This is a genomic window from Aquiflexum gelatinilyticum (genome assembly GCF_024813435.1).
GTDB classification, from domain to species: domain Bacteria; phylum Bacteroidota; class Bacteroidia; order Cytophagales; family Cyclobacteriaceae; genus Cognataquiflexum; species Cognataquiflexum gelatinilyticum.
The window spans coordinates 582,196-595,962 of record NZ_JANAEZ010000001.1; the positions used below are offsets into that span (position 1 = coordinate 582,196).

Annotated in this window: 11 protein-coding genes; 8 read left to right on the forward strand and 3 right to left on the reverse strand. The window is 37.9% G+C overall.

All coding sequences use genetic code 11. The features are described 5' to 3' along the window. The first annotated feature begins 38 nt into the window (after positions 1 to 38). Together NK987_RS02365 and NK987_RS02370 are read left to right on the forward strand one after the other, a co-directional pair. Complete coding sequence (locus tag NK987_RS02365; protein ID WP_259262563.1) at positions 39 to 854, forward strand: copper resistance protein NlpE N-terminal domain-containing protein; 816 nt, start codon at positions 39 to 41, stop codon at positions 852 to 854. Between the two features lie 150 nt (positions 855 to 1,004). Next, positions 1,005 to 1,763, forward strand: coding sequence for a hypothetical protein (locus NK987_RS02370; RefSeq protein ID WP_259262564.1), 759 nt, complete (start codon positions 1,005 to 1,007; stop codon positions 1,761 to 1,763). Between the two features lie 76 nt (positions 1,764 to 1,839). Here NK987_RS02370 and NK987_RS02375 read toward each other — a convergent pair whose 3' ends face one another. From NK987_RS02375 to NK987_RS02385, 3 genes are all read right to left on the reverse strand, one after another. Beyond that, on the reverse strand, positions 1,840 to 4,671 hold the full coding sequence (locus NK987_RS02375; protein ID WP_259262565.1) for a S9 family peptidase: 2,832 nt from the start codon (positions 4,669 to 4,671) through the stop codon (positions 1,840 to 1,842). A 175-nt stretch (positions 4,672 to 4,846) separates the two neighbouring features. Beyond that, entirely contained in the window at positions 4,847 to 6,769 is a 1,923-nt protein-coding gene (locus tag NK987_RS02380) for a M14 family metallopeptidase (RefSeq protein ID WP_259262566.1), read from the reverse strand. A 126-nt stretch (positions 6,770 to 6,895) separates the two neighbouring features. Further along, positions 6,896 to 7,429 carry a hypothetical protein gene (locus tag NK987_RS02385; protein WP_258421973.1) on the reverse strand — a complete coding sequence of 178 codons (534 nt, stop codon included), beginning with the start codon at positions 7,427 to 7,429 and terminating at the stop codon, positions 6,896 to 6,898. Positions 7,430 to 7,802: 373 nt separating this feature from the next. On the opposite strand from NK987_RS02385, the gene NK987_RS02390 reads away from it, so the two are divergent. The 6 genes from NK987_RS02390 to NK987_RS02415 all read left to right on the forward strand — a co-directional run bounded on the left by NK987_RS02390 (position 7,803) and on the right by NK987_RS02415 (position 13,764). Next, positions 7,803 to 8,270: an Lrp/AsnC ligand binding domain-containing protein gene (locus NK987_RS02390; protein WP_113924546.1), complete on the forward strand. Its 468-nt coding sequence runs from the start codon at positions 7,803 to 7,805 to the stop codon at positions 8,268 to 8,270. A 285-nt stretch (positions 8,271 to 8,555) separates the two neighbouring features. Beyond that, the gene (sufB, locus tag NK987_RS02395) at positions 8,556 to 10,001 is read left to right on the forward strand and encodes a Fe-S cluster assembly protein SufB (RefSeq protein WP_259262567.1); all 1,446 of its coding nucleotides are present in this window, start codon (positions 8,556 to 8,558) and stop codon (positions 9,999 to 10,001) included. Positions 10,002 to 10,032: 31 nt separating this feature from the next. Continuing rightward, on the forward strand, positions 10,033 to 10,794 hold the full coding sequence (gene sufC / locus NK987_RS02400) for a Fe-S cluster assembly ATPase SufC (RefSeq protein ID WP_258421971.1): 762 nt from the start codon (positions 10,033 to 10,035) through the stop codon (positions 10,792 to 10,794). 32 nt (positions 10,795 to 10,826) lie between these two features. After that, positions 10,827 to 12,104 (forward strand): Fe-S cluster assembly protein SufD, encoded by a 1,278-nt coding sequence (gene sufD, locus NK987_RS02405; RefSeq protein ID WP_259262568.1) that lies wholly within the window; start codon positions 10,827 to 10,829, stop codon positions 12,102 to 12,104. An 8-nt stretch (positions 12,105 to 12,112) separates the two neighbouring features. Continuing rightward, on the forward strand, positions 12,113 to 13,336 hold the full coding sequence (locus tag NK987_RS02410; RefSeq protein ID WP_275982329.1) for a cysteine desulfurase: 1,224 nt from the start codon (positions 12,113 to 12,115) through the stop codon (positions 13,334 to 13,336). Next, complete coding sequence (locus NK987_RS02415) at positions 13,333 to 13,764, forward strand: SufE family protein (protein WP_258421969.1); 432 nt, start codon at positions 13,333 to 13,335, stop codon at positions 13,762 to 13,764. The genes NK987_RS02410 and NK987_RS02415 overlap by 4 nt, the downstream gene beginning before the upstream one ends. Positions 13,765 to 13,767: the final 3 nt, after the last annotated feature.

The following is a 13,767-nucleotide window of genomic DNA, read 5'->3' on the forward strand; positions in this document are numbered from 1 at the left end:
TGCATTTTGGAAATTTTAAACTCATCAAATCAACTATTATGAAAAGAGTATTGATTTTACTTTCGATGGCCATATTCATAGCATCTTCCATTTCCTGTAGTTCAGAAAAATCAATCGAGCAGGGAGAATCCGTGGAAATATCTTCTTCGATTCCATTAGGTGACAACAGTCAAACAAGCCTCGATTGGAAAGGCGTGTATAAAGGAACTTTGCCCTGTGCAGATTGCGAAGGAATAGAAACGACTATCATTCTGAAATCGGATGATACTTTTAGGAGATCCCTAAATTATCTTGGAAAAGAAAATGGGGTTTTTTCAGACGAAGGAGCATTTAAGTGGAATGAAAATGGTTCGAAAGTTTCACTACAGCCTGAAGAAGGAGACAGCCAATTGTATCTTGTAGGTGAAAATGCATTGTACCATTTGGATAAACAAGGAAATAGAATTACCGGCGATTTGGAAGATAAATACCGCCTTTTAAAAAATCTGACTGACCCTAGCCTTGAGGATAAAAAATGGGTTTTGGAAGAGGTAAGGGGAGTTCCGGTAACAAAAGGACAAGGTTTAAAAGAAGCTTTTATATTATTTGAAATGGAAACTGCATCATTCAATGGCAACGGATCCTGTAACAATTTCTTTGGTCCTTATGAACTTTTGGAAGGCAACAAGATTGCCTTCGGAAATACAGCCTCAACCATGATGGCTTGCCTAGATATGCAGGTTGAAAAGGAATTTTTGGAAGTTTTGAGAATGGTAGACAATTATAGTGTTGGAGACAGTACATTGTCAATTCAAAAAGCCAAAATGGCACCATTGGCACGATTCACACTAGAAAAACAGGAATTACCGAAGTAAATCAATTAAATATGAAGCAGTTGGGGTGTTTTTGTGAATTTTTAAAAAAGTATTTTTTTGTATTTCAGAAAAACACTTTTGTATGTTAATCTGAATTTTCACTCAGGGGTTTACATTGATAAACCTAGCCTTAGCGAACTACTTTGGATTATGAAATTCAAATCTTGTATATTCGTGGTCAAAATCAACATGAGGTTATTTATGCCAAGAATTCTTTTTACTCTTATTTTAAGTTTTTCATTAATTGGGTTGATAAATGCCCAAGGCTCGCGCGATAATATCACAGGCGGATTTGGTTGGGGAATGATTTATGCCGAAAACGCAGGAATTTACAAATACATGGAATTCAAATTAGAGCCGACATTTTCTGTATCTTATAGCAAAGAACTTTCTGAACGATTTGATCTAAGGGTCACTGCCGGTGCGCAAATGTTAAACAGCGGTGAATTTAGACCTTTAAACAATCCAATCATTATCCAATGGGGAGATAATGGTCAAGCGTATTACTTCAAAGGTGTGGGATATTTTCTAGATGTGATGCCGGTTTATTATTTCAACCCCAATACTTCAGGCGGAGTGGGTGAGCCGGTTAATTTTTATTTTGGATTGGGTCTTGGTGCAATGTATTCAGAAAGAGCCCAAAGAGTAATGCGAGATGGAGTTCTTGAAAACGGAATGTATGTTCAGGGATTTGTAGAAAGAAGCACCCAAAACACCGTGGCAGCTTATGTGCCATTGAAATTTGGTTTTATTTCCAATTTTGAATACGAATGGGATTTGGGTCTTGAGGTCTCATCAATGTTCCTTACAAACTCAAATGTGGATGGAAACAACATGCAAAACAAATTAATCTATCCTGATGTAATGGTCAATTTTCAATTCATTGTCAGAAGATACATCAATAGATAAATGAATCATTTTACCAAGAAAAAAGCCATTGGAAATTTATCCAATGGCTTTTTCGATATCAGGAGTAAGCAACATTCTAGTTTCCTGAAAGCTCATATTTTAAGGTTCTACCCTTTTCTACTGCTGGAAGCCCTTCAGTCATCCAAAGCGGTGCCGGGGCTCCCTTTAAATAATAATCAAAGAATTGTGACAACCTGATAGAAAGGTCTTTTCTGTTTTTTCTCAATCTGAGGTTATGATCTTCGCCGTTGTATTGGAGTAGCCAAGCAGGCTTATTCAATCTTTTCAAAGCCATAAACATTTCTATACCTTGGTACCATGGAACTGATCCATCTTCATCATTATGCATGATAAGAACAGGTGTATTTACCCTATCCATGGTAAACAGCGGAGAATTCTCAATATAATAGAGTGGCTTGTCCCATAGTGTCCCTCCTATTCTTGATTGGGTTTGCTCGTATTGAAACATCCTGCTCATTCCGGTACCCCACCTGATGCCACCATAAGCCGAAGTCATGTTCACAACAGGTGCTCCCGCGCCTGCGGCTTTGAACATATTGGTCCTGGTAATCAAATAGGCGACTTGGTAACCTCCCCAAGATTGGCCTTGAATGGCCATATTTGAGGCATCCACGAATCCCCTTGATACCAAAGCCTGAACGCCCGGAATGATGCAATTATAAGCGCTTGGTCCCGGCAATCCCAAGTCGTATTTAATATCAGGTACAAAAACCAGATAGTCATTGCTTACAAAATAAGGAATGTTAATCGTAGACGCACTTGGTGCGGGTGCTCTATAGGAGTGCAATCCGTCAGAATTCCTTTCATAGAAATAAACCAACATGGGATACTTTTTATTCGGATCAAAATTTTCCGGTTTGAATAGGAGGCCTTGAAGCGGAACACCATCATTTGCGAGGTAATTGACCAATTCTACCGATCCCCACTTAACTTGGCTTTGTTGAGGGTTTGCATTCGAGACACGATTCAAAGAGGTCAAGTTCAAATCAGAAGCATAGATATCCGGATATTCCCTGAACGTAGATCTCCTGATGATAATATTGTCTGTTTCCTCTGCCTTGGTCAGACCTGAATACCTATGGTCAGAGAAAATGATCGATTGTGGAGAATTTGTTCCGTTGATATCTCCTCTAAAAAAACCGTTCTTTTTGTTTATTTCATGAAAAGCAGATAGTATCAGAGGCTTTGTGGGATCAATGCTTTCTTCCTCATTGTCAACCTGTTCTCTTCTGAAAATAATCTTTTGCTTTTTTCCCTCACCTTTTGTCAAATTGATGGGGGTCGACTTGCCTGTTGGATCAATTTTCCAAATATCATATCTGTCATATACCAAAAAAGCCAAATCGCCTTTGACCCATCCCGCCGCACCATTGCTGGAAGGCAAAGACGGGGAATCATGGAGTTCATCATAAAAATTGCTTTCAATGGTTTGCGTCAGGTTACTGAAAGATTTTAATTTGATATCGTATGCCACCCAAGAACTGTCCCGCTCATCATACCAATAGGCATATTTACCCTCAGGAGAAAGCCTTGGATTTCCGGATACATCTTTTTTAATGAGACTTTTGGATCCTGTCGTCAAATCCACCAAATACAAATCACTTCCTATCTGGATGTCCCAACTGTAATTTCTTCGGTATGGGTTATCGTCAAAACCGAGTGCAAATTGATTTTTAACTTTTTTATCAATAGCAAACTGAGAAACGGATTCATCCCCAACCGCTGTGATAGACTTGGATTTAATGTTGTAAATAGTGAGAAAAGATTTGTTCTGATCTCTGTCTTTATTCTTCAACTGCATTGGCTGAATCTCGTTGTCTTGCCATCCCCATATATCCAAACTGACTCTATCCTCATCCAAAATGGTAGTGTCATCTTCATATTCAAAAGCTAGGTAATCCGGTGCACTACCAAAAAACAATCGGTTTTCATCACTTGAAAAGAACAATCGGCCATTTTTACTTACCATTCCATTGATCCCGGTCATTCCTTTTGATGCAATTTTCTGATTCTTTTCCTTGACAATATCAAAAAGATAAAGGTCGTAATATGGCTTTTTGGATTTGGCGGAATCCTCAGTTGTCAAAAATGCCAAGTACTTGTTTTCGGGGGAAAAAACCGTAGAAACATATTCTGTTTTTCCTTCATCTATTAATTTAGAAACGCCGGTTTTTAATTCCAGCAAGAAAATCCCTGCATTTTTCAGGGTATCTTCTTGGGCTTTTGTATAGAATAGATAATCACCGTTTTCAGAGAAACCGTAAGATTTAATCCGGTCAAATTCATAAGGTTGACTTCCGTCAAGATCTTTTACCAATAATTTTGTGCCATCAGTTTTCTTAGGCTTTTCGGGTTTTGGCCCATCTACTTTTGTGGTATCGCCTGTCTCTTTCTTTTCTGCTTTTTTTGGCAAATCCTTTTCAAAGTGGACAGCTACCCAATTTCCTTTCTTCGAAGGAATAGCGAATGATTTAACCCGAGCTAGTTTATCTAATTCCCCACTTGCCAGGTTCATAATAAAAACACTGTCCTTAGGCAATTCATCTGATTTTTTCTTCTTCAACTTGAGAAAACGTACCGTATCCGCTTGTGGGTTGATTTTGCCTATGGCAAATTGGCTATTATTAGAAAAAACCCATTGGCTGCCTCTTGGAACTATGAATCTTTGATCCTGATTTTGGTGGGATACTATTTCCAGCCTACCATCACCATCTTGAGGATTAACAGTATAACCTATCCATTTGCCGGATTTGGAGATCTTTTCAGAAGAAACTGATTCCCATCTATCATAATCCTGATGGTTAAGAGCTCTTTTTTCCTGAGCTAAAGCAAAAGCTGAGATGCAGCAAAGAAGTATGGTGAAGTGAAATTTGATAAGGTTTTTCATTATAATCGAAATTTGATTTGATTCAAATAAAAGAAAGAACAAGAAAGGATTACTTAAGTTTTATTCCAATGGAATACTGATGTTATAAAAAAAGCCACAAATCAGATAATGAAGCAGAGAAAAACTCCAATTCACTCGTAATTTGTGGCAATTTAAACTCAAATTAAACTAACTGTTAGTTCCCTAAAGTAAATTCTCTTTCAAGGTATCCTCCTCTGGTTGACATCAGTTTCAACTTTCCTTTTACAGGCTCTTTTTGGTTGACTTTTACTTTAAATACTGCTTCTTTAGTCTCTCCTGCCTCAGTATATCCTGAATAAATTGTTTTTTCATATAGTTCAGGGGTCGTTATCTGAACTTTTGCATTTTCAAAACCCTTGGTAAGTTCTTTGTCAAACTCTAACATCAACCTATCTTCCTGTACGATTTTGACCCTTTTTGCCTGATCTAATGCCACAGGAAGTTTGCCTGAATTGGTCCAGGAAACTTTGATTTCATAGACATCTCCGGATTTTGAAATATTTACATTTTTGATTTCAATCTGAGGAAGGTCCATCGCCATCGCAAGATTGAAAAGAGATTGCTTTTTGATCCAACTTTCAAGTTGCCAAGGGGGTCCGTTTTGGCTGAAAAACTTAGGATGAGATCCCCCTATTTCAACTTCGCCTAGCTGAGGATGGTTGAACTTTTCCCAATTCTTGAAACCTTTGGAGCCGTTTTCTTCATCATCCCATCTCATCCCGTCATAGTCATCCCGCTGTCCATCACCGTCATAATCTTTCATGGCCCCGTTATTCCACAACTCATCACCATACCAAACAGCACCATAGTAGAAGTAACCAAAGTCAGGTCCATGGCCAAACAAAGGAGTTGGCTTCAAAGGATCTCCTGTGAGTCGGTTTGTACCGCCACGAGTGCTATATGTTTCGTATACATCACCTGCCCAAGGATACCCTGTTATGGTCATTCCAAGGCTGTCATAATATTCATAAATCAACCTGTCCTTGAGGAACATAGACTCTGCACTTGAAGATGTGGAAGGCGGTCTAAGGTGCATAGGAACCCTCGTATCCAAGGAATTGACCACAGAAATGTTTGGATGAGAAAGCAACCAAAGTACTGTTGAGCGGGTCTCTATTTCGCTTAATGGATATTCACCTGCCCCAAACTGTGTATATCCCCTACCCGTCTCATCACCGCCTGTGTCAGGTCTCCAATTTTCAGGATAATTTCTGTGCAAGTCCAATCCACCAATACCATCTTCATTATATTTACCATCTCCGTCATTGTCGATTCCTTCGCTATACATCAGGTATTCACCCTTGCCTTCAAAAACCCTTTTCATTAGGCGCCCTTTTGGATCCCTTGGGTCAATGATTAAGTTTGCCTGTTCCTTTTCCTTCTCAGTTACAGCTTTTTTTCTCATCATATGGATAATACCGTCACCGTTTAGATCTTCTTCAGGATCTTCATCCAGCAGACCATCGCGATCTGTGTCATGAGGACGAACAGTACTTCTGTTTCTCTGCTCAGAAAAGAGATACATATTGGTCCCGTCAGGGTTATTTTGAGGCCTTACATAAACAGTTTTTGTATCTATGAGCTTCGTGACTTCCGGGTCTTTTCCATAATTCTCAAGAAGATACTGTGTCAACCAAAAAACCGATTCACTAGCGGTCACTTCCCCACCATGCCTTCCTCCTTCAAAGTATGCCGCTGGTTTGTCGGTGTGCTTTCCTGTTTTTTTGTTAGTAATGGTCATTTGAAGAATTGGCCGTCCTTCGTAGGATTTAGCCACGTCGTAGAGTTCTGTAATTTCAGGATATTTTTCAGACCATAATTTGTACCAATGATACATTACATCCGGAGTGTGATAGATATCGAAAGTAAGTTTTTCGCCCGGGGTATATTGTACCTCCGGAAACTCATATTTCTTAAAAAAAGACTGTCCATGTCTTTCTCCGGAAATTGTATAGAATTTTGACTTTTTATCCTGTTCAGGCCATTTTTTTTCAGGGGACAGAGATACTTCCTGTGCCATCAAAAAGCCTGTCAAAACAAGCATCCCAAAAGCAAGCATGAATATGTTCTTTTTCATTTCTAATTAAGTTGATGATCAGGTTAAAATTAGGATATGAAGCACCCCATTCCTAACCGCTCAAAAAAAATCCCCGTCAAATAATTGACGGGGAAAAATTAACCGAAGAGTTAATCTGAACAAATATCAATAACCCATGACAAGCTCAAATTCCATAGATTCATATGAATTGAATCCGGGAACAGGTATGGCATCAGGCATTTTTCTTACAACGTGGGCAACCCTTTCTCTCAACCCTTTATCAACTGACTCATTGAGGATTTTGTAGGCAATAACTTTTCCAAATTCATTGATGGTAATCACAACTCTCAGTTCATCAATCGCAGATGAACTCTTTTTTGTCCTAAAAATAAATGGAGCATAACCATCGAGCATTGAAAATGTCTCTTCGGACCAAAACCAAGGGGCATAGTCAGAACCGAATCCTTCAACAGGATCAAGGACATCTATAATCAAATCACTAGACAATCCTGAATTTTGATTTTCTCCGGAAACCCCAACAAAAGGTTTTAAAGTGACAAGAGCCTTTTCATTTTCTTTTGCAAGGCTTTTTATTTCTTTATCATTTTCTTTTTCAGAAAAAAGAGATTCGGCTTGAACCTGTGATCCAACTAGTGAAACACTTACGAATAATGCGAGGATGAAAGAAAGTCTGTACATATGCGAGATATTTTTTTCAAATATACAGATAAATATTTTTTATATGCAAATTTTTGCATTTTAAATTTTTCTAAGGGCACAAAAAAGTCTTGCCATCAGCAAGACCCTTTTCAGAATATAAACCCAAATATAACTTTAGAGATTAAAAGTTTCGATGTGAAGATTGTCCGAAATAAAGTAAAAATTATATTTTCAAACATTTATTTGATCAAAGGATATAATAACCAAATATTATATAACTTGTAATCGAACGCACCAAAGTAACTTCATTTTACCGAATTTTACAAATTGAAAAATTTATTTTGCAATTTTTTAACTATTTCATAATTTGTGACCACATATATTAACATAGCCTCAAATTAACCCGAAAAAAATGGACAAAATTTTAGATATTGACAATGTTGACCTTAAGATTATTTCATTGTTGAATGATGATGCCAAAACCCCATATACAGAAATAGCCAAAAAAGTTTACGTTTCTTCGGGAACAGTGCATGTGAGAATGAGAAAACTTGAGGACATGGGAATCGTGAAAAGCGCCACACTCAATATTGATTTTTCAAAACTTGGATATGATATTTCTGCCTTTTTGGGAATTTACTTGGAGAAAAGTTCTCTATATGATACTGTCATAGGAAGGCTCAAAGAAATTTCGGAAGTAATCAATGCCTATTACACTACGGGCAACTATAGTATTTTTGCAAAAATTATCTGCAAAGACACGAATCACTTAAGAACCGTATTGGACAAAATCCAAAAAGTCGATGGGATAGACAGAACAGAAACCTTGATTGTCTTGGAAGAAAGTATCAATAGGCCCATTCAGTTTTTTGAAAAATAATTGCTAAAACACCCAAAAAAATGATATTCCTCATATAAATTCATTATTTAGATTAAATCCATTTTAATAAAAATTATAACTTAAACAAGATATACTTTGCTTTTTATCATATAGCTGAGAAGGTAAATCTCAGCTATATTCATTTTTAAATAGTTGAATTTCTGAGAAATAAGCTCACTATTCAGCTTGAATGATCAATTTTTCCTATTGATTTGAACATTATATTTTGGTTTAATGTTGTATCTTCGCCTCACAAACTATAATTAGTCTAAATTACTCAAACAAATGAGCAAGGACAATAAGATATTAGAAGAATTAACCTCCAAAGACTACGAACACGGCTGGTCGGTCAATCTAGAAGCGGATGAAGCTCCAATTGGTTTAAATGAAGATATCATTCGTTGGATTTCTGCAAAAAAGGAAGAACCGGAATGGCTTCTCGAATGGAGGTTAAAAGCTTTTAATAATTGGTTGACAATGACCGAACCGGTATGGGCCAATGTGCATTATCCCAAAATCGATCTTCAGGGACTCAGATATTATTCTGCACCTAAAAAAAGTAACAAGCCAAAAAGCTTGGATGAAATTGATCCTGAACTGCTTCAAATCTATGAAAGGCTCGGAATCAATCTCAACGAACAAAAAAGACTTCAGGGAATTGCTGTAGATGCGGTATTGGATTCGGTTTCGGTGGGAACGACTTTTAAAGAAACTCTATCCAAATTGGGAATTATTTTTTGTTCATTCAGCGAAGCTGTCCATGAACACCCCGAACTGGTCAAAAAATATTTGGGATCAGTAGTCCCAATGACAGATAATTATTATGCAGCCCTTAATTCTGCTGTTTTTTCTGATGGATCTTTTTGCTACATCCCTTCAGGTGTAAGATGCCCCATGGAACTTTCCACATATTTTAGAATCAATGCTGCCAACACCGGACAGTTTGAAAGAACGCTGATAGTGGCAGACGAAGGTTCTTATGTTTCCTATCTAGAGGGATGCACAGCACCACAAAGAGATGAAAATCAACTCCACGCAGCAGTGGTTGAAATATATGCTGCCAAAAATGCAGAAGTGAAATATTCCACAGTCCAAAACTGGTATCCAGGCGACAAATCAGGAAAAGGCGGTATCTACAATTTTGTAACCAAAAGAGGAATCTGCGCAGGCGACCATTCTAAGATATCATGGACGCAAGTCGAGACCGGTTCCGCAGTGACATGGAAATATCCTTCCTGCATCTTAAAAGGCGACTACTCGATCGGTGAATTCTATTCCGTAGCTGTCACCAACAATTACCAACAGGCTGATACGGGTACAAAAATGATCCATATCGGAAAGAATACAAGATCAAGGATCGTTTCCAAAGGCATCTCAGCAGGTAAATCACAAAATTCTTACAGAGGTCAGGTTCAGGTAATGAAAAGGGCATCCAATGCTAGGAATTTCTCCCAATGTGATTCATTATTAATGGGTGACCGTTGCGGGGCGCATACATTCCCATACATAGATATTCAAAATCCGACAGCTAAGGTTGAGCACGAAGCTACTACATCCAAAATCGGAGAAGATCAATTATTCTATTGCAACCAAAGAGGAATTAGTACCGAAGACGCAGTAGCCCTAATTGTAAATGGTTATGCAAAAGAAGTGCTAAACCAACTTCCAATGGAATTTGCAGTAGAGGCACAAAAGCTACTTGCATTAACTTTAGAAGGAAGCGTCGGATAAAAGATTTCAAATTTCAAACTTCAAATCACCAATGTTAACAATCAAGAATTTGCATGCCTCTATTGAAGGCACTCCTATATTAAGAGGTATAAACCTGGAAGTAAAAGCAGGTGAAGTTCATGCCATCATGGGTCCAAATGGTTCAGGAAAATCAACCTTGGCTTCTGTTTTGGCAGGAAGAGAAGAATATGAAGTAACCGAAGGTGAGGTTATATTTCAAGGTAAAGATCTCTTGGAATTGGCTCCCGAAGACAGGGCAAGGGAAGGTGTATTTTTGGCATTCCAATATCCTGTTGAAATCCCCGGCGTGAGTACAACCAATTTTTTGAGAACTGCAGTAAACCAAGTCCGTGAATATAGAGGTTTGCCTGCTTTAGATGCAGTCAAGTTTCTTTCTGTAATGAAAGAAAAAATGAAATTGGTAGAAATAGATCAAAAACTATTGAGCCGTTCTTTGAACGAAGGTTTTTCCGGAGGCGAAAAAAAGAGGAATGAAATATTTCAAATGGCCATGTTGGAGCCGACACTTTCTATATTAGATGAGACTGATTCCGGACTCGATATTGATGCATTGAGAATTGTTTCTAACGGTGTAAATAAATTAAAATCAGATAAGACCGCTACTATAGTTGTAACTCATTACCAAAGGTTGTTAGATTACATTGTACCTGATTTTGTCCATGTTCTTTACAATGGTAGGATTGTAAAATCAGGAACCAAGGAACTGGCGATGGAATTAGAAGAAAAAGGGTATGATTGGATCAAAGAGGAAGTGAATGCCGCTTCTGTTTAAATCCATTTTTTTACCAAAATCTTTTAAAATCAATGACGACAACATCAAAAAATAAAATACTTGACACTATTTTAAGCCAAGTATCCGGCAAGCCATCTTTCATGGATATGAGAAATTCAAGTATCGAATCACTCCAAAGAACAGGACTTCCGGCTATCAAAAATGAGGAGTACAAATTTACTTCGATCACCAAGAAATTAGAGAATTCAATTTCTGATTTTTCTTTTGCAAAAAAGACCAATTTGGATTCTGACCTTGTAAAATCACATGTTTTCGAAGGATTTGAGGGAGATCTTGTTGTGTTTAACAATGGTTTTTTCGAAACGGAGCTTTCCTCCCTCTCTAATAAAGGCTATGTACTTTCATTGATCAGTGAATCCAATCCGAAACTATTGGGAAAAATTGCCTCTTCAGAAAAAGACCCTTTTGTAGCACTTAATAACATTTCTTTTGAGGCCGGTATTTATATTAAAGTTCCAAAAAACCAAAAAGTAGAAAAGCCGATCTTGTTTTTTTTCCTAAACCAATCAAATGAAGGTCAGGTTATTCAACCAAGGATTTTGATTGAAGTTGAGGATAATGCTGAGGTGACATTCTTGGAGAACAGCATTTCATTGGATGACAATGTTTATTTCAGCAATACAGTTACTGAAATTAAAGTTGGACAAAATTCACAAGTCCATTACAACAGGCTTCAAAATGAAGGCAAAAACGCAATTTCTGTGAATAATACTGAAACTGATATCCACCGAGATGCAGTTTTTACTTCTGTGGTTATTTCCCTTTCAGGAGATATGGTGCGAAATAACCTCAGTTTAAATCTTCTCGACTCAGGTTGCGAAGGAAATATGTATGGTCTTTATCTTTTGAATGGGAAAACGCACGTAGATAACCACACAAACGTGGATCACACCAAGCCACATGCCCAATCTAATGAATTGTACAAAGGAGTATTGGCTGATAGTTCAAGAGGGGTTTTCAATGGTAAAATCTTCGTAAGACAGGATGCTCAAAAGACAAATGCCTTCCAGCAAAACAACAATATCCTTTTGTCAGAGGATGCAATTGTCAATACCAAGCCGCAATTGGAAATCTGGGCGGATGATGTCAAATGCTCTCATGGCTGTACCACAGGTCAATTGGATGAAGAAGCTTTGTTCTACCTAAGAGCAAGAGGATTGGGAAAAGAACAGGCTAAAGGAATGTTGCTATATGCTTTTACAGGTGAAGTCATGGACCATATCGCAGATGAAGCTTTTCAAAACCATATTGTAAGTATCGTTCAAAATAGGTTGGGCAGTAACTTCTAAATCAATCCATGTCATTGAATATCGAAGAAATCAGAGCAATGTTTCCTGTCCTCCATCAAGAGGTCAACGGCAAACCTTTGATTTATTTTGACAATGCTGCCACCACCCAAAAACCCCAATCCGTATTAGATGCACTTACGGGATATTATGAACATGACAATTCCAATATCCATAGAGGTGCACATACCTTAGCAGATCGTGCAACAAGGTTTTATGAGGAAACAAGGGAAGGTGTAAGGGATTTTATCAACGCCAAAGAAACAGCGGAAGTAATTTTTACAAAAGGTACTACAGAAAGTATCAACTTGGTCGCTTCCTCTTACGGTAGAAAATTCATAACCAAGGGAGATGAAATCATTATTTCTACTCTAGAGCATCACTCCAACATCGTTCCTTGGCAAATGCTATGCGAGGAAAAAGGAGCAATATTGAAAGTAATTCCGATCAATGATCGAGGCGAAATCCTATTTGAGGAATTTGACAAAATGCTTTCTGACAGGACAAAATTTGTCAGTATTGTTCATGTTTCCAATGCTTTGGGTACAATCAATCCAGTCAAAAAAATAATCAAATTGGCGCACCAAGTTGGTGCAAAAGTGCTTTTAGACGGTGCTCAATCTACCAATCATTTGGAAATTGACGTTCAGGATTTGGATTGTGATTTTCTTGCATTTTCTGCACACAAATTATACGGACCAACAGGATTGGGGATTCTATACGGAAAAAGAAGTATTCTTGAAACAATGCCTCCTTATCAAGGTGGTGGTGAAATGATCAAAGAAGTCACGTTTGCCAAAACTACATACAATGATATCCCTTTCAAATTTGAAGCAGGAACCCCAAACATAGCTGATGTAATAGCATTTCAGAAAGCTTTGGATTTTATTTCCTGCTTTGGAAAGGCAAATATCAAAAAGCATGAAGATGAACTTCTTGACCATGCTAATATTGCTTTTGGACAGATTAAGGGATTTGTTCCTGTGGGAACAGCTGCTGAGAAAGTAAGTGTCTTGTCATTCAACATAATGGGGATGCATCCTTTTGATGTGGGGGTGATGTTGGACGCTAATGGAATCGCTGTGAGGACAGGACACCATTGTACACAGCCGTTAATGCAGAGATTAGGTTTGGAAGGAACTGTCAGGGCCTCTTTTTCTGTTTACAATACCAAAAAAGAGATTGATCAAATGGCGATAAGCCTTTCCAAAATAGCCAAAATCAAAAATAAATGAGTAGTATAAAGGAAATACAAGACGAAATCATAGAAGAATTCGGCATTTTGGGGGATGACAAAGAATCAACCATATACTACATCATGGAACTCGGCAGCCAACTTCCTGAATTTCCGGAAGATCAAAGGGTGGAAGAAAATATCATCAAAGGATGCCAATCCAAAGTGTGGCTGACTACGGTGGAAAACGGAGATAAAATCAAGTACTTGGCTGATTCAAATACCGATATTACCAAAGGATTAATCAGTTTATTGATAAGAGTTCTTTCGGATAGGACTCCCCAAGAAATCATTAAGGCCGAACTTGCCTTTATTGACAAAATAGGAATGGGAAACATCATTGGTTCCCAAAGGTCCAACGGCTTAACAGCCATGATCAAACAGATGAAATTATACGCTTTGGCTTATCAGGCGAAGCAAAATGTATAAAAA